Source organism: Rhodococcus koreensis, assembly GCF_017068375.1.
Lineage (GTDB): Bacteria > Actinomycetota > Actinomycetes > Mycobacteriales > Mycobacteriaceae > Rhodococcus_F > Rhodococcus_F koreensis.
Genome location: NZ_CP070609.1, coordinates 1,082,501 through 1,099,241 on the forward strand (window position 1 = coordinate 1,082,501; position 16,741 = coordinate 1,099,241).

The following is a 16,741-nucleotide window of genomic DNA, read 5'->3' on the forward strand; positions in this document are numbered from 1 at the left end:
TGCATGTGTTAAGCACGCCGCCAGCGTTCGTCCTGAGCCAGGATCAAACTCTCCGTTGAAGACTCTAGATTTCACAGGCGAACCCGTTAATCAGTCATAGACATCGAGTCAAATCACTAGCGATCAAAAACTCAAACTAGCTTCAATCAAACACTGACCCCCCACCGACGGAAGAAGGAGGGAAGCCAGCAAATACCCACACCACAACATCAACCAAACCCCAAGAGGCGGTTGAACACTCGTGATGCGGAGTACCAAAAACATTTGGCACTGACATTCATCGACACACTGTTGAGTTCTCAAAGAACACGCGCACACCATCACTGCCGAAGTAACAACTTCAGCCGCTCCGGGGCAACCGTTCCAACTTATCTCCTGCCGCGTCCCGGCGCAAACCGGGGCGATCAGGACATCTCGAAAGCATCGAAACTTGCTCGGTGTTCTCGGGAAGTTCAGGCGCCTGCGTCCAACCTCGTGTCCCCGGCCTCTCGGTCGGGGTTGGTGTCCGTGTCGCTCTGACCTGGAATAAGTTACGCGAATGAAAACGGAGCGTCAAATCCCCTGGTCAAAGGCATCCGGTACGTGAAATCCGCTGGTGGCCCGCGCTACGCGCGGGCCACCGGACGGAGTAGGTCCGAATTACGCCGCTGTGACCCGCCGCACGCTAGCTCGACAACACTTTGACGCCGGCGAAGTTGCGCTTTCCGCGCCGAACCACGAGCCACGTCCCGTGCAGCAGATCGCCCGATTCGGGAGTCCAGTCCTCACTGGAGATCTTCTGGTTGTTGACGGAGGCGCCGCCTTCCTTCACAGCGCGGCGGGCCGCACCCTTGCTCTCGCACAAGCCGCTGAGAACGAGAAGGTCGACGATGCTGGACGGCTCGCCCGGCGCGAGTTCTGCGACGGACGCCTCCCGAAGGGCGGCGCCGAGCGTCGGCTCGTCCAGGTCCTGCAGTTCCGCGCGGCCGAACAGTGCCTGGCTCGCGAGCTCCACGGCACGGGTGTTGGCTTCGCCGTGCACGAGTGTCGTCATCTCGGCGGCGAGCCGGCGCTGGGCCTCGCGGGCATGCGGCCGCTCGGCGGTGGCCGTCTCCAGTTCCGCCAGCTCCTCGGCGGTGAGGAAAGTGAACCACCGCAGGTACTTGATCACGTCGGCGTCGCCGGTGTTCACGAAGTACTGGTACCACGCGTAAGGGCTCGTCATCTCCGGGTCGAGCCACAGGCTTCCGCCTCCGGTCGACTTTCCGAACTTCTTGCCGTCCGCCGACGTGACGAGCGGGACTGTCAGACCGTGAACCGATTCGGCGTCGACGCGCCGGTTCAGCTCGACGCCGGCGATGATATTGCCCCACTGATCGGATCCGCCGACCTGCAGTGAACAACCGTGGCTGCGTCGCAGGTGCAGGTAGTCGTTGGCCTGGAGCAGCATGTAGCTGAATTCGGTGTAGGACATGCCGTCGGTTTCGAGGCGACGCTTCACGGTGTCCCGCGCGAGCATCACGTTGACGGAGAAGTGCTTGCCCACGTCGCGGAGGAAGTCGATGGCCGACAGCTTGCCGGTCCAGTTCATGTTGTTCTCGATGACGGCGCCACTCGGCGAGTCGTCGAACTCGACGAACCGTTCGAGCTGACCCCGAATCCGATCGGCCCATTCCGCCACGGTGTCGGCGGAGTTCATCGTGCGTTCACCGACGTCGCGGGGATCGCCGATCAGACCGGTCGCGCCACCCGCCAGCACGATGGGACGGTTGCCCGCGCGCTGGAATCGCTTCAGCGCGAGCAGCGGCACGAGATGGCCGGCGTGCAAACTCGGTCCGGTCGGATCGAAACCGGCATAGAGCGTGACCGGTCCGGCGTCGAGATCACGGCGCAGCGCGTCCAGATCGGTTGATTGGGCAATGAGCCCGCGCCAGGTCAGTTCATCGATGATGTTCTCAGTCACGGGTTCGATCATCCCATCCGCTCGTCGGCGGGCGTCGCACGCGGGCTTCTCCGGTACGCGGACACCGCCGGCGACTCCGGAATCCAGAAGCGCCACGGGCGGTCGGCGGCCGTGCTGACCCCGACCCGCGGGCCGCTCACCCAGCCGTCCGAATCCGCAACCTCCAGCCGAACGGGCGAATCGGTTTCGAACAGTGCCGCACCGTTCTCGGCGAGGGTGACGCCGGTCGCGGACCCCAGGTTGCCGGGCCCGCGCGCCCAGTCGGCCGGTCTCGTCACGCGGGGTCTGCGTGCCCGGACCGTCGCGGACCCGTCGAGCACTTCGCCCGCACGCAGCAGCACCCCGCCCGCGGTGCCGACCGGCCCGTAGGACACGTTCATGCAGAAGTGCATCCCGTAGCTGCGGTAGACGTACAGGTGCCCGGCCGGGCCGAACATCACCTCGTTGCGCGGCGTCCTCCCCCGGTACGAGTGCGAAGCCGGGTCGGGCCACGGGCCGTCCTTCTCGCCGCCGTACGCCTCCACCTCGACGATGCGGATCCGGACCTCGCCGACGATCAGCGTGGATCCGAGGACGATGTGCGCGGCGTCCACGGGTTCCGCCCGGTCGAGTCGATCGATGGTCACGTCCCGATTCTCCACAACCGTTGACGCCGCCACCCCGACGGTCGCATAATTCATCACACAATGAATTCACCCAGTGATGAATTGAGGCCCGCCATGAATGGCAGTGCAGCGATCGACATCCGTGATCTGCACGTGCGCCGAGGCAGGAACGAGGTGCTGCACGGCATCGACGTCCAGGTGCCGAGCGGATCCATAACCGGCCTCCTCGGACCCTCCGGATGCGGAAAGACCACGCTGATGCGGTGCGTGGTCGGCACTCAGATCGTGGAATCCGGGACGGTCACCGTGCTGGGGTCCCCCGCAGGCTCGGTCTCGTTGCGAAGCCGCGTCGGGTACGTCACCCAGTCCCCCAGCGTGTACGCCGACCTCACGGTCAGGAAGAACGTCGCCTACTTCGCCGCGCTCTACGGTCAGCCGTCGAGCGCGGTCACCGAAGCGGTCGACGCGGTGGGGCTGACGCGCTTCGCCACCCAGAAGGCGGCAGATCTGTCGGGTGGGCAGCTGGGCCGGGTCAGCCTGGCGTGCGCGCTGGTGGCGCGCCCCGAGATCCTCGTCCTCGACGAACCCACCGTCGGCCTGGACCCACTCCTGCGCGTCGAACTCTGGGAGCGGTTCGAGGAACTCGCCGCCGCCGGCACCACTCTGCTGGTGTCGAGCCACGTCATGGACGAGGCCGAACACTGCGCGTCGCTCCTGCTCATGCGGGACGGCTACGTTCTCGCGCAGGTCTCCCCCGGCGGGCTCCGGGAACAGACCGGTGAGACGAGCCTCGAAGACGCCTTCCTGAACCTCATCCGCGCATCACATGTCGGGAGTGAGAACTGATGAACGTCACGATCTTCGCGGCCACGGCGGGCCGGATCCTCGCGCAACTGCGGACGGATCACCGCACCGTCGCCATGATTCTGGTGGTGCCCAGCCTGCTGATGGTGCTGCTGTACTTCCTGTATCAGAACGTTCCGGCGCCGCCCGGTCAGCAATCGCTGTTCGAGCGCGTCGCGATCACGATGCTGGGCATCCTGCCGTTCGTCGTGATGTTCCTCGTCACGTCGATCGCGATGCAACGCGAACGGACGTCCGGCACCCTCGAACGCCTGCTCACGACGCCCATGGGCAAACTCGACCTGCTCGGCGGCTACGCCGCGGCGTTCTCCAGCGCCGCTGCGGCGCAGGCGGCGCTGGCGTGTGCGGTCTCGTTCGGATTTCTCGGCCTCACCACCGAGGGCAGCGTGACGTGGGTGCTGCTGATCGCCGTGCTGAACGCGATCCTCGGCGTGGCACTCGGTCTGCTGTGCAGCGCGTTCGCGCGCACCGAATTCCAGGCGGTGCAGTTCATGCCGGTGGTCGTGGTTCCCCAGCTCTTCCTGTGCGGGCTCCTCGTTCCACGGGATCAGCTCCCCACCTGGCTGGAGTGGATCAGCAACGTCCTCCCGCTGAGCTACGCCGTCGAGGCGTTGCAACAGGTCGCCACCCACCCCGGGGCGACCGGCCTCATGTGGCGTGACCTGGCGGTGGTCGCCGCCTTCGCCCTGTTCGCACTGTCGCTGGGCGCCGCGACGCTGAGGCGCCGCACACCATGACCGACCCCGCGACACGCACCGACGGCGCCCCCGGGCTGCGGACCGGACGACGCCCGGGCAACCCGGACACGCGGTCACGGATACTGACTTCCGCACGAAAACTGTTTGCACAGAACGGCTTCGACAAGACCAGCGTCCGTTCCGTGGCCTCCGGGGCGGGCGTCGACTCCGCTCTGGTCCACCACTACTTCGGAACGAAGCGACAACTGTTCCTCGCGTCGGTGGACATTCCGGTGGACCCGACGAAGGTGATCGCGCCGGTGCTCGACACCCCGCCGGACGAGATCGGCAGCCGCCTCGCCCGGGCCGTGTTCTCGGTCTGGGAGTCGCCGCACAAGCCCGCCGTGGTCGCGGCGTTCCGGTCCGCGATGGCGGGGAACGAACCGACCCTCATCCGCACGTTCCTCCTCGAGGTCGTGCTCCGAGACCTCGGACCGCGCGTCGACGAACCACCCGGAACCGGCATGCTGCGCATGCAATTGGTGGCATCGCAGATGGCCGGTGTGCTGGTGACGCGGTACGTCCTCGAAATCGAGCCACTCGCGTCGCTGCCCGTCGACGACCTGGTCGCGATCGTCGCCCCGACGTTGCAGCGTTATCTCACCGGCGATCTGCCGGTGTGATCAGGCCTCGCCGGCCGCCCGGGCGAGCAGCGTCTCGTGCTCGGCCGCGTCGACGTCCCTGGCCTCGTCGATCAGCAGGACGGGGATCCCGTTCTCGATGGGATACGCCCGCCGAAGGCGAGGGTTGTAGAGCAACTCGTCTCCGACCAACAGCAGAGGACCCTTGTCCTGTGGGCACGCGAGAATGCCGAGCAACGTCGGATCAATAACCACGGAAGTCCTCTCCAACCGTTCGGGTGAGCAGTGTCAGGCTACCGCGCGCCGGCGGGCACTCCGGCGGAGCCGTCCTCGAACTCGGCGGCCACCGCCTTGGTCAGCCGCCGGTACTGGTGCGATTCCGGATCGGCGTACCACACACGGGTTCCCGGCTTGGGCAGGCCGGCAGCGCTCAGGGCATCGGCATTCGGGCGGTACGAGGACCCCAGCGGGATGTCCCCCACCACCTGGATGATGTCGGGCCGCAGCGCGGGAGCAAGCGCGTCGAGCGCGTCGGAGATCTCCGCCAGTCTCGGCGGCGGCCCGTCGCGGAGGGTGAACGCGGCAACGGCCAGCGTGCGACCGCCGACCGCGACCCCGTAGGCCACCGCGAGGTCGACACGATCGACGGACCCGAGCGCGTCGACGATCGGCTGGGTGAACACCGCGCCCCGGCGAGTCGCGATCACGGTCTTCCTGTGGTCGACCAGCCAGTAGTCCCCGTCGGCGTCGCGGCGGAAGAGGTTCTCCGTCGGAATCCACGCGTCGCCCGCGGCGAAGATTCCCCGCATCGCGCCGCCGGACATCTCGGCGTGCACGCCCGCCCTGCCGAGGAGCAGACCGACCTCGTCGTCCTCGCATTCGCGGATGAATCCCTGCTCGTCCTCCAGCAGCCGGCCGGCGATCGGGTCGTAGGCCGCGAGCCGCACCTCGGCGCTGCCGGGCAGGGGCCGCCCCTTCGCCCCGACCTTCGCGCCTGCGACGTTCGCGAGAACCACGTCGCCCTCGGTGGAGGCGTAGAACTCGAGGACCTTCGCCGGTGCGAATCGTTCCGTCGTGCGGCGCCACAAGCCCTGCGGCATTCCGGATCCGATGAAGAGCCGGACGGGGTGGCTTCCGTCGAGCGCGAGGTTTTCGGCGTCGAGGATCTCGCGCATCATCGTCCACGTGTAGCTGACCACTGTGACGCCGTAGCGGTGGACCTCCTCGGCGAACCGCTCGGGGTCGAGTCCGCGCGAGAGCGCGATCCGCGATCCACCCGCCACGGCGCCACCGATCGCGGCGAGCAGGCTCGACGAATGATGCAGAGGCGCAAGGCAATACACGGTGTCGCCGCGGTCGAGATCGGCGGCCGAGGCCGTTCCGAACGCCGACAGCGCCCACCGGTAGTTCGTGATCTGCTTGGTCTCCCAGTGCCCGTTGGACTCACTGCAGATGATGAACGCCAATTCGCGGGCCAGTCCGGGATCGGGCCGGTACCAGCCCGGCAACGTCACCGCGTCGGGGTCGATCTTCTCGAGATCGACGACGTTCGCCGACGGATCCACGTCGAGGTCGCGCTGGGCACCGCCGCCGAGCACGAGCACTTGAATGCCGGTGGCGAGCGCGGCGTCCAGATTCTCCGGATCGGTGACGATGCGCTCGACACCGTCGATGCGGAGGGCGGTGTGGACTTCCCGCCCCGGGGGCAGGAGGACCGCGACGGCACCGAGACGGGACAGCGCGACGATGGCGGCGAGCGCGCTCGGGCGCGTCTGCATCACGACGCCGACGTGAGCGGCGGGACGGACACCGGCCTGGATCAGACCGCGGACCACGTTGTCGATCCGCTGATTGACCGCCTCGTAGGTATGCACGCGATTGTCGAAGAGGAAGCACTCGCCGCCCGGCGCCTTCCGGCGCTGCTCGGCCAGCAACCGGCTGAGCGAGATCTGGGTGTGCGGCTGAATCTGGCCGAGCCGGGCCAGCCGGGGCAGCGCCCGCGTGGCCTCGCCGGACAGTTCCACCGTGCCGCGCAACGCGCCGGACGCGAAGTCGCTGATTCCTTTGCCGACACCGACACCCACCTCGGCGACCGACGCCACGGTGTGAATGATGCGGTCGCTGATGGACACTCCGGATTCGCTACCGAAGTGCTCGTCGTAGCGCATGAGCTCGATGTTGGTGGGGCGCGGCCCCAGCCCCTCGTTCCACAGCACCCACTTGCCGGTCGTCGGCCACGTGTGGGTCGCCGCGGCCGAGCCGACCACGAGACCGAAATGCCCTGCCCGCAACGTCGATTCGTACACGTTCGCACGTGGGGCGGCCCGGCGGATGCCGCGGACGGCCAACGGCTGACCGATGTCGTCGACCTCTCCCACGAACGCGAGGACCGGACAGGTCAACTCCGCGAGCGACACCACCTGGTCCTTGATCACGAACCCGCCGGTCATCATGCGGTTGTGCACGATGAACTGCTTGAGCAACTCCGCGACGGCCGGACCGGACCACGCAACCCAGCCCTCGGTCGCGAGGAACCGTCGCTGCTGCTCCCGCGGCAACAGCGCTTCCCTGTCGTGCAACTGACGGAGGAAATCCAACCTCGACTTCAGTGTCTTGACGGGGTCGAGGAGCTGAAACCCGGTGCGGGCCATCCACCCCGACACCGCGAGCCGGTTGAAGACGTGGTCCGCGAGGAAACCCGCGGCGTCGGTGGCGAACCCGGCCGGGATCCCGAACGGCAGCCCGGCGAGCGTGTCGACCGGACTGCCGAACGTCACGAGCCCGGCGATGTTGCGGCTGCGGCGGTACGCGGCGGCCTGGTAGGCGAACATGCCGCCCTGCGAATACCCGGAGAGATAGACGTCACGCCCGGTGTGCGACCGCACCTGATCGATGATCTCGCTGATCGCGACGATGTGGTCGGCGAGATTCCGATCCCAGCCGCCCTCTTCGGAATCCGGCGAACCGAAGTCGACGACCCAGGGGTCGATCCCCATCGAGCGCAGGATGCCGACCGCGCCCTGGTCCCGTGTGACGTCGTAGACGTCGGCCGACATCATCATCGGCGGGACCAGGACGATCGGGGGTCCGGCGTCGGCCGGGTCCGTGTCGGGGAAATACCGTCGGAGCCGATACATCGGTGCGCGTTCGACCACCTCGAACGGCGATGTGGTGAGGTCCGTCTCGAGTCCGCCGAGACGAACCACCTCCAACCCGTTCTGCGCCGTCGCCACCACGCGACGGATCGGGCCCATCACCGTTTCGGTATTCAGTCCCACGAACACTCTCCCAGACTCTCGAACCGTGACGCACGTCTCGCTGCCGCCCGCCCTCACCCTACTGCGCTCGACGCGTCACACAGCCCCTAATCCGGGGCGTCCGACGCCGGTGTCATCGACACCACTCGCGCAGCGACTCGGACAGCTGACGGACCCCGCCCAACTGTTCGGCCACACGGATACCGGCCGTACCGCCGCGGGCGTTACGCGAGGCGATCGAGCCCTCGACGGTGAGCACCTCCCGCACGTCCGGGGTGAGAGCCGGATCGACTCCGGCGAGTTCTTCGTCGGTGAGATCCTCGAGTCCGGCGCCCCGCGCCTCGGCGACGCGGACACACGCCCCCGCAGCCTCGTGCGCGACGCGGAAGGGGACGCCCTGACGGACGAGCCACTCGGCGATGTCGGTGGCCAGCGTGAAGCCCGCCGGTGCCAGTTCCGCCATTCGATCCGTGTGGAATTCGAGGGTGGAGACCAGTCCGGTGATCGCCGGGAGCAGCAACTCGAGCTGCGCCACCGAATCGAAGACCGGTTCCTTGTCCTCCTGCAGATCCCGGTTGTACGCGAGCGGCTGCGCCTTCAGCGTCGCCAGCAGACCGGTCAAGTTGCCGATCAGCCGGCCCGACTTGCCGCGGGTCAGCTCGGACACGTCGGGGTTCTTCTTCTGCGGCATGATCGACGAGCCGGTCGACCAGGCGTCGGCGAGCGTGATGTAGCCGAATTCCGGAGTGCTCCACAGGATGACCTCCTCGGCCATCCGCGACAGGTCGACGCCGATCATCGCGAGCACGAACGCCGCCTCGGCCGCGAAATCCCGCGACGACGTGGCGTCGATCGAGTTCTCGGCCGACGAATCGAACGCGAGTTCCGCGGCGATCGCCTCCGGATCGAGTCCGAGCGACGATCCGGCCAGTGCTCCGGAACCGTACGGCGACACGGCCGCCCGCACGTCGAAGTCCCGCAGCCGCTGAACGTCACGGAGCAACGGGTGCGTGTGCGCCAGCAGGTGGTGCGCGAGCAGCACCGGCTGCGCGGCCTGCAGGTGGGTCTTGCCCGGCATCACCGCGGAGGGGTGCGCGGCGGCCTGCGTGGCGAGGGCGTCGACGACGTCGAGCACACCCTCGGCGACGCGGCGGACGGCGTCCCGCAGCCACATCCGGAACAGCGTCGCCACCTGATCGTTGCGCGAACGCCCGGCGCGCAGGCGTCCCCCGACCTCGGGACCGACCCGATCGATCAGACCGCGCTCGAGCGCCCCGTGCACGTCCTCGTCGGATTCGCTCGGGACGAACTCGCCGCTCGCGACGTCGGCCGCGAGCCTGCCGAGACCGGCGAGCATCGTCGCCAGGTCCTGGTCACCGAGCAGGCCGGCCTTGTGCAGCACCCGGGCGTGCGCCTGGGAGGCGCGCACGTCGTACGGGGCCAGCACCCAGTCGAAGTGAGTGGACTTGCTCAGCGCCGCCATGGCGGCGGCCGGTCCGGACTCGAACCGGCCACCCCAGAGGGCTCCTTCGTTGGTGCCGTGAGCACTCATACCTAGAGACCCAGATCGCGCTTCGCCGCGACCTTCGAGGACAGTCCGTGGATCTGGACGAATCCCTTGGCGTACGACTGGTCGAACGTGTCGCCCTCGTCGTAGGTGGCCAGGTTGAAGTCGTACAGCGACTGGTTGCTGCGGCGGCCGTTGACGATGATCGCACCGCCGTGCAGCACCAGCCGGATGTCACCGGAGACGCGTTCCTGCGTCTTCTCGATGAACGTGTCCAGCGCGACCTTCAGCGGGGAGAACCACAGGCCGTCGTACACCAGCTCGCTCCAGCGCTGCTCGGTCTGACGCTTGTAGCGACCGAGTTCGCGTTCCTGCGTGACGTGCTCGAGTTCCTGGTGCGCGTTGATGAGCACCATGGCACCGGGAGCCTCGTAGATCTCCCGGCTCTTGATGCCGACGAGACGGTCCTCGACGACGTCGAGGCGGCCGACACCCTGGGCGCCTGCGCGGCGGTTGAGTTCCTGGATCGCCTCGAGGACGCTGACGGGCTTGCCGTCGATCGCGACGGGGCGTCCGGCCTCGAAGCTGATGATCAGCTCGTCCGGGGCCTGCCAGTTGACGGTCGGATCCTGCGTGTAGTCGTAGACGTCCTTGGTCGGCGCGTTCCACAGGTCCTCGAGGAACCCGGTCTCCACGGCGCGGCCCCACACGTTCTGGTCGATCGAGAACGGTGACTTCTTGGAGACGTTGATCGGGATCTCGTTTTCCTCGGCGAACGCGATCGCCTTCTCCCGGGTCCATGCGTAGTCGCGGACCGGTGCGATGACGTCGAGGTCAGGAGCGAGCGATCCGAAGCCCACCTCGAACCGGACCTGGTCGTTGCCCTTGCCGGTGCAGCCGTGCGCGACGGTGGTGCCGCCGTGGGCACGCGCGGCCTCGACGAGGTGCTTGACGATCAGCGGGCGGCTGATGGCCGACACGAGGGGGTAGCGGTCCATGTAGAGGGCGTTGGCCTGGATGGTCGGCAGGCAGTATTCGTCGGCGAATTCGTCGCGCGCGTCCACCACGACCGATTCGACCGCACCGCAGTCGAGTGCACGCTGGCGCACGACCTCCATGTCCTCGCCGCCCTGGCCGAGATCGATGGCGACAGCAACAACTTCCTTGCCGGTCTCCTTGCCGATCCAGCTGATGGCGACTGAGGTGTCCAGCCCGCCCGAGTAGGCGAGTACGACGCGATCGGCCATGGTCCTTGTGCTCCTTAGGTTGAAGATCTGTAGAGATGATTCAGTTGTCAGGCGAGGGATTCGATCTTGGCCGCGAGTTCCGCCCCGCTCAGCGGCTCGCGTGCCACCACGAGAATGGTGTCATCCCCCGCGATGGTTCCCACGACGTCAGGTAATGATGCCCGATCGAGTGCGCTCGCCAGATAGTGCGCTGCCCCCGGGGGAGTTCTCAGCACCGCCATGTTGCCACTGGCATCGGTCGACACCAGTAGCTCCCCCAGCAACCGCGACAGCCGGTCGGTTCCGCCGGAGACGCCGCGGACGGGATTTCCGTCCTCGGGCACCACGTACACCCCGGCGCCACCGTCGGCGGCACGGAGTTTCACGGCACCGAGTTCTTCGAGGTCGCGCGACAACGTGGCCTGGGTGGCATCGATGCCTTCGGCCGCGAGCAGCGCCGCGAGTTCGGTCTGGCTGCGGACCGGGTTGTTCGACAGGATCGCGACGATGCGCGCCTGCCGACCCGCCCGGGTCGGCGCCGTTGCCGCGTTCGCTGTGCGCTGCGGCGGTGCCGCACCTGTGCGCTGCGGCGGTGCCGCACCTGCGCGCTGCGGCGGTGCCGCATTCACGGACGGTCCCCGGTTCGTTGTGCGAGCAGCCACACCAGCAGTGCCTTCTGCGCGTGGAGGCGGTTCTCCGCCTCGTCCCAGACGACGCTCTGCGGTCCGTCGAGGACGGCGTCGGTGATCTCCTCGCCGCGGTGGGCGGGCAGGCAGTGCAGGACCACCGCATCGGCATCGGCCCTCGCGAGCAGCGCCTCGTTGATCTGGAACGGGCGGAACGGGCCGACCCGGTCGAGTCCGTCGTTCTCCTGGCCCATCGACGTCCAGGTGTCGGTGACGAGTGCGTCCGCTCCGACGACCGCCGCCTGCGGATCCTCGCTGAGGGTGATGGTCGCGCCGGTGTCGGCGGCCCGCGCGCGGGCTGCGTCGACCACCCAGGGCAGGGGTGCGAATCCCTCGGGGCTGGCGATGGTCACGTCGACGCCTGCGGTGACACCGCCCAGCATCAGCGAGTGCGCCATGTTGTTGGCGCCGTCACCGAGGTAGGTGAGCTTCAGACCCTTCAGCGAGCCCTTCCGCTCCGCGAGGGTCTGCAGGTCGGCCAGAACCTGGCACGGGTGGAACTCGTCGGACAGCGCGTTGACGATCGGGACGTCGGCGCCGGACGCCATCGCCTCGAGCCGCTTCTGCCCGAACGTGCGCCACACCACGGCGTCGACGTACCGCGACAGGACGCGGCCGGTGTCCTGCAACGTTTCCTCGCGGCCGAGCTGGGTGCTGCGCCCGTCGACGACGATCGCGTGACCGCCCAGCTGCGCGATGCCCATCTCGAACGAGAACCGGGTACGCGTGGAGTTCTTCTCGAAGATCACGCCGACCCCGCGGGGGCCCTCGAGCGGACGTTCGGCGAACGGGGCCTTCTTCAGCCTGGCGGCGAGTTCGAGGACCTCCGCCTGCTGTTCGGGGGTGAGGTCGTCGTCCCGGAGAAAGTGTTTCACCACGGTCGTCACTGCTTTCCCGGCTGAGCGGCCGATTGCGCGTTGTCGAGGATCGCAGGCAGCGCCGCGACGAATCCTTCGGCCTGCTCGTCCGTGAGGACGAGGGGCGGAGCGAGCCGGACGACGCCCGGCTGCGCGGCGTTGATCAGGTATCCGGCCTCGCGGGCGGAGTTCTCCACCGCGGGGGCCACGTCCTGGGTGAGGACGATGCCGAGCAGCAGTCCGGCGCCGCGGACGTGGTCGATCAGCGGGTGGCCGAGACCTTCGATGCCTGCCGACAGCGTCTTGCCGAGCGTGTCGGCGCGGGAGATGAGGTCGTCCTCGGCGATGGTCCGCAGCACGGCGAGCGCCGCCGACGCGCAGACAGGGTTCCCGCCGAACGTCGTGCCGTGCTTGCCCGGCCCGAACAGGTCCGCGGTCGCGCCGGTGGCGATGCACGCGCCGATCGGCATCCCGCCCCCCAAGCCCTTCGCGAGAGTCATGACGTCGGGCACGATCCCGACCGCCTGGTGAGCGTAGAACCAGCCGGTGCGGCCGATCCCGGTCTGCACTTCGTCGAGCACGAGCAGTGCGCCGCGATCGGCGGTGATCTGCCGTGCGCCTGCGAGGTATCCCTCCGGCGGAACGACGACTCCGCCCTCGCCCATCATCGGCTCCAGGAACACGGCTGCGGTGTCGGCGTCGACGGCCTTGTCGAGTGCGTCGAGGTCGCCGTACGGCACGTGCATGACACCCGGAGGCATCGGCTCGAACGGCGCCCGCTTGGCGGCCTGCCCGGTGAGCGCGAGAGCGCCCATCGTCCGGCCGTGGAAGGAGTTCTCCGCCGCGATGATCTTCGATCGTCCCGTGGCCCGCGCGAGCTTGAACGCCGCCTCGTTGGCCTCCGTGCCGGAATTGCAGAAGAACACGCGCCCGGGTGCGCCCAGATGGGACAGCAATTTCTCGGCCAGTTCGATCGCCGGCTCGCTGGCGTACAGGTTCGACACGTGACCGAGGGTCGACAACTGCGCCGTGACGGCCTCGATGATCGCCGGGTGTGCGTGCCCGAGGATGTTGACGGCGATGCCGGCGAGGAAGTCGACGTACTCCTTGCCGTCGGCGTCGGTGAGCACCGCACCCTGACCGCGCGTGAGTGCCACCCGGGGGACGCCGTACGTGTTCATCAGGGCGCCGGACCAGCGCTGCTGGAGTTCCGGGGTTCCGGTCATGGGGCAACTCCCTCGGTAGGTGAAGTCGGGGCGGGCGTGACCATCGTGCCGATGCCCTCGCCGGTGAACAGTTCGAGCAGAACGGAATGCGCGAGGCGGCCGTCGATGACGTGCGCGGTGGGTACCCCGCCGCGGACCGCGCGCAGGCAGGCCTCCATCTTGGGCACCATGCCTGCGTCGAGACTCGGCAGCAGTTGCGCGAGCGCGTCCACGTCGATCTCGGTGGCCAGCGAATCGCGGTCCGGCCAGTTCGTGTACAGCCCTTCGACATCCGTGAGGACCACGAGCTTTTCGGCGCCGATGGCCTCGGCGAGCGCGGCGGCGGCGGTGTCCGCGTTGATGTTGTGCACCACACCGTCCGAGTCGGGGGCGATGGTCGACACCACGGGAATTCGGCCCGCGCGGATGAGGTCGAGAACAGCCTCCGGATTCACGGTCGTGACGTCGCCGACGAGTCCGATGTCCGTCGGCCTGCCCTCGACCATCACGGTGCGCTTGGTGGCGGTGAACAGATGTGCGTCCTCGCCGGAGATCCCGACGGCGTACGGTCCGTGGGCGTTGATCAGCCCGACCAGTTCGCGGCCGACCTGACCGAACAGCACCATCCGGACGACGTCCATCACCTCGGGGGTGGTGACGCGGAAGCCGCCCTTGAATTCCCCTGTCATGCCGAGCTTTCCGAGCATGGCATTGATCTGGGGGCCGCCGCCGTGCACGACGACCGGCTGAATTCCGACCGTCCGCAGGAACGCCATGTCGGCGGCGAACGCCGTCTTCAGCGCGTCGTCGACCATGGCGTTGCCGCCGTACTTCACGACGACGACCTTGTCGCGGAACTGCTGCAGCCACGGCAGCGCCTCCGCCAGGACGTGTGCCTTCTGGTGATCGGTGATGCCGGTGAGCGCTTCGCTGGCCGCTGTCATGACGAATACGCCGAATTCTCTTCGACATAGGCGTGCGAGAGGTCGGTGGTCCGGATGGTCACCGCGTGCTCGCCCAGACCCAGGTCGATGTCGAGGGCGATGTCGATGTCGCTCAGGTCCACGTCCCGCGCACCCGGGGCGCCGACGCCGTCGATGCAGACGGGGGCGCCGTTGAACGACACCGAGATCTTGTCGGGGTCCAGTTCGATCGGCGCGATGCCGATCGCGGCGAGGACCCGGCCCCAGTTGGGGTCGGAACCGAACAGCGCCGTCTTGACGAGGCTGTCCCGCGCCACCGTCCGGGCCCCGATCAGCGCGTCGTGCTCGCTGACCGCGCCGCTGACGGTGACCTGCACCCGCTTGGTGACGCCCTCCGCGTCGGCCATCATCTGCTCGGCCAGATCGTCGCAGACGGCCGTCACGGCCGCGTTCAGTTCGTCCTGGGTGGGTGTCACGTTGCTCGCACCGGACGCGAGCAGCAGCACGGTGTCGTTGGTCGAGGTGGCACCGTCGACGTCCAGTCGGTCGAACGTCAGCCGGGTGGCGGCCCGCAGCGCGGCGTCGAGTTGAGCGGCGGTCGCGACGGCGTCTGTCGTCACCACGCACAGCATCGTCGCCAGCGCCGGCGCCAGCATGCCGGCGCCCTTCGCCATCCCGCCGACGTTCCACTTGCCCGCATGATGCAGGGCGGCCTGCTTCGGCACCGTGTCGGTGGTCATGATCGCGTACGCGGCGTCGGTGCCACCCGAGATTCCGCCTGCGAGTTCGTGGACGGCCTCCGTGACGCCGGTCAGGACCTTGTCCATGGGCAGGCGGTCGCCGATCAGACCGGTCGAGCACACCGCGACCTCGACGGCACCGGTCTCGGTGCCCCAGTTGCTCAGCGCCGACGCCACTTCCTCGGCCGTCTTGTGCGCGTCCTGGAATCCGCCCGCACCCGTGCACGCGTTGGCACCACCCGAATTGAGCACGACGGCGCGCAGCCTGCCCGTGGTGAGCACCTGCTGCGACCACAGCACGGGGGCGGCTTTCACCTTGTTCGCGGTGAAGACGCCCGCCGCCGCGAGTTCCGGCCCCTCGTTGAGGACGAGGGCCAGGTCGGCGTTTCCGCTCGCCTTGATACCCGCCTTGATCCCGGACGCGCGGAAGCCCGCGGGCCCCGACACCCCCTGGCTGCGGACCAGGGTGCCGCCGGCGACTTCCCGGGTCGGGTGCGGATCGATCGTGCTGTCACTGCTCACGGGGCAACTCCCACTGTCGAGAGACCGGCGGTCTCGGGTAGTCCAAGCGCAAGATTCATCGATTGCACCGCTCCCCCGGCGGTGCCCTTCGCAAGGTTGTCGATCACGGCGATCACGACGATCTGTCCGGCGTCGGCGTCGACCGTCACCGCGATCTGGACCGCGTTCGATCCGATGACCGCCCCGGTCTGCGGCAGCACGCCCTGGGGCAGCACGTGCACGAACGGCTCGTCCGCGTAAGCCTTTTCGTAGATCGCGCGCACCTCGTCCTCGGTCGCCGTGGTGACCGCGGTGCAGGTGGCGAGGATGCCGCGCGGCATGGGCGCCAGCACGGGGGTGAACGACACGGTGACACGCTCACCGGCGAGTTCGGAGAGATTCTGGATGATCTCCGGTGTGTGGCGGTGCACGCCGCCGACGCCGTACGCGCGGACCGAACCCATCACCTCGGAGCCGAGCAGATCGGCCTTGGGGGCACGTCCCGCGCCGGACGCGCCGGTCACCGCGACGATCGTGACCCGCGGTTCGACGACGCCCGCCGCGACCGCGGGAGCCATCGCCAGGCTCGACACCGTCGGGAAGCACCCGGGGACGGCGATGCGGGTGGCGCCCGCCAACTTCTCGCGGGCACCGGGAAGTTCCGGAAGTCCGTACGGCCAGCTACCTGCGTGCGGGCTCTTGTAGTACCGCTCCCAGTCCTCGGCGTTCGTCAGCCGGAAGTCCGCGCCGCAGTCGATGATGACCGTGGACTCGGGCAGGTCCTTCGCGTACTGCGCCGAATTGCCGTGCGGCAAACCGAGGAACACCACGTCGTGACCGGAGAGCGTGTCGACGGTGGTGTCTTCCAGCACTCGGTCGGCGAGGGGAAGCAGATGCGGATGGTGTGAGCCCAGGGTCGAGCCGGCGTTGCCGCCGGCGGTGAGCGCGCCGATGACGAGCGAACCGTCCGCATACGACGGGTGCCCCAGCAGCAGACGCAGCACTTCGCCACCGGCGTATCCGCTCGCGCCGGCGACGGCAATCCTGATCGGTTTTCCCGCGTGCTCAGTCATACGATTGATTATGCATCATCATGCAAGCTAATACACA

Annotated in this window: 15 protein-coding genes and 1 rRNA gene (1 of these 16 only partly in view); 3 read left to right on the plus strand and 13 right to left on the minus strand. The window is 68.1% G+C overall.

Going from position 1 to position 16,741, the window contains the following annotated elements:
* The 3 genes from JWS14_RS04915 to JWS14_RS04925 form a co-directional block, all read right to left on the minus strand.
* Positions 1-59 (minus strand): 16S ribosomal RNA (locus JWS14_RS04915); it reaches 1,459 nt to the left of the window's first position.
* Positions 60-664: 605 nt separating this feature from the next.
* Complete coding sequence (gene tyrS, locus JWS14_RS04920) at positions 665-1,942, minus strand: tyrosine--tRNA ligase (RefSeq protein WP_072949332.1); 1,278 nt, start codon at positions 1,940-1,942, stop codon at positions 665-667.
* Between the two features lie 8 nt (positions 1,943-1,950).
* The gene (locus JWS14_RS04925) at positions 1,951-2,622 is read right to left on the minus strand and encodes a DNA-3-methyladenine glycosylase (RefSeq protein ID WP_206012627.1); all 672 of its coding nucleotides are present in this window, start codon (positions 2,620-2,622) and stop codon (positions 1,951-1,953) included.
* Between the two features lie 39 nt (positions 2,623-2,661).
* Between JWS14_RS04925 and JWS14_RS04930 the strand changes: the two genes are divergently transcribed.
* Genes JWS14_RS04930 through JWS14_RS04940 form a run of 3 tightly spaced genes read left to right on the plus strand, consistent with a single transcriptional unit; the run spans position 2,662 to position 4,771 of the window.
* The gene (locus tag JWS14_RS04930; RefSeq protein WP_072949260.1) at positions 2,662-3,393 is read left to right on the plus strand and encodes an ABC transporter ATP-binding protein; all 732 of its coding nucleotides are present in this window, start codon (positions 2,662-2,664) and stop codon (positions 3,391-3,393) included.
* Entirely contained in the window at positions 3,393-4,148 is a 756-nt protein-coding gene (locus JWS14_RS04935; RefSeq protein ID WP_072949261.1) for an ABC transporter permease, read from the plus strand. The genes JWS14_RS04930 and JWS14_RS04935 overlap by 1 nt, the downstream gene beginning before the upstream one ends.
* Positions 4,145-4,771 carry a TetR/AcrR family transcriptional regulator gene (locus tag JWS14_RS04940; RefSeq protein ID WP_206012628.1) on the plus strand — a complete coding sequence of 209 codons (627 nt, stop codon included), beginning with the start codon at positions 4,145-4,147 and terminating at the stop codon, positions 4,769-4,771. Before JWS14_RS04935 ends, JWS14_RS04940 begins: the two co-directional genes overlap by 4 nt.
* On the opposite strand, the gene JWS14_RS04945 is transcribed toward JWS14_RS04940, so the two are convergent.
* The 10 genes from JWS14_RS04945 to argC form a co-directional block, all read right to left on the minus strand.
* Positions 4,772-4,984, minus strand: coding sequence for a Trm112 family protein (locus tag JWS14_RS04945; protein ID WP_072949263.1), 213 nt, complete (start codon positions 4,982-4,984; stop codon positions 4,772-4,774).
* Positions 4,985-5,022: 38 nt separating this feature from the next.
* The gene (locus JWS14_RS04950; RefSeq protein ID WP_206012629.1) at positions 5,023-8,013 is read right to left on the minus strand and encodes an acyl-CoA synthetase; all 2,991 of its coding nucleotides are present in this window, start codon (positions 8,011-8,013) and stop codon (positions 5,023-5,025) included.
* A 106-nt stretch (positions 8,014-8,119) separates the two neighbouring features.
* Entirely contained in the window at positions 8,120-9,538 is a 1,419-nt protein-coding gene (gene argH / locus JWS14_RS04955; protein WP_206012630.1) for an argininosuccinate lyase, read from the minus strand.
* Between the two features lie 2 nt (positions 9,539-9,540).
* Positions 9,541-10,740: an argininosuccinate synthase gene (locus JWS14_RS04960; protein ID WP_005247359.1), complete on the minus strand. Its 1,200-nt coding sequence runs from the start codon at positions 10,738-10,740 to the stop codon at positions 9,541-9,543.
* Between the two features lie 47 nt (positions 10,741-10,787).
* The gene (locus JWS14_RS04965) at positions 10,788-11,348 is read right to left on the minus strand and encodes an arginine repressor (RefSeq protein WP_095865299.1); all 561 of its coding nucleotides are present in this window, start codon (positions 11,346-11,348) and stop codon (positions 10,788-10,790) included.
* Positions 11,345-12,292 carry an ornithine carbamoyltransferase gene (gene argF, locus JWS14_RS04970; RefSeq protein ID WP_206012631.1) on the minus strand — a complete coding sequence of 316 codons (948 nt, stop codon included), beginning with the start codon at positions 12,290-12,292 and terminating at the stop codon, positions 11,345-11,347. The genes JWS14_RS04965 and argF overlap by 4 nt, the downstream gene beginning before the upstream one ends.
* Positions 12,289-13,488: an acetylornithine transaminase gene (locus JWS14_RS04975; protein WP_072949269.1), complete on the minus strand. Its 1,200-nt coding sequence runs from the start codon at positions 13,486-13,488 to the stop codon at positions 12,289-12,291. Before JWS14_RS04975 ends, argF begins: the two co-directional genes overlap by 4 nt.
* The gene (gene argB, locus JWS14_RS04980) at positions 13,485-14,411 is read right to left on the minus strand and encodes an acetylglutamate kinase (protein WP_072949270.1); all 927 of its coding nucleotides are present in this window, start codon (positions 14,409-14,411) and stop codon (positions 13,485-13,487) included. Before argB ends, JWS14_RS04975 begins: the two co-directional genes overlap by 4 nt.
* On the minus strand, positions 14,408-15,652 hold the full coding sequence (argJ, locus tag JWS14_RS04985) for a bifunctional glutamate N-acetyltransferase/amino-acid acetyltransferase ArgJ (protein ID WP_072949272.1): 1,245 nt from the start codon (positions 15,650-15,652) through the stop codon (positions 14,408-14,410). Before argJ ends, argB begins: the two co-directional genes overlap by 4 nt.
* Positions 15,649-16,704: an N-acetyl-gamma-glutamyl-phosphate reductase gene (gene argC, locus JWS14_RS04990; protein ID WP_072949274.1), complete on the minus strand. Its 1,056-nt coding sequence runs from the start codon at positions 16,702-16,704 to the stop codon at positions 15,649-15,651. The genes argJ and argC overlap by 4 nt, the downstream gene beginning before the upstream one ends.
* Positions 16,705-16,741 lie beyond the last annotated feature (37 nt).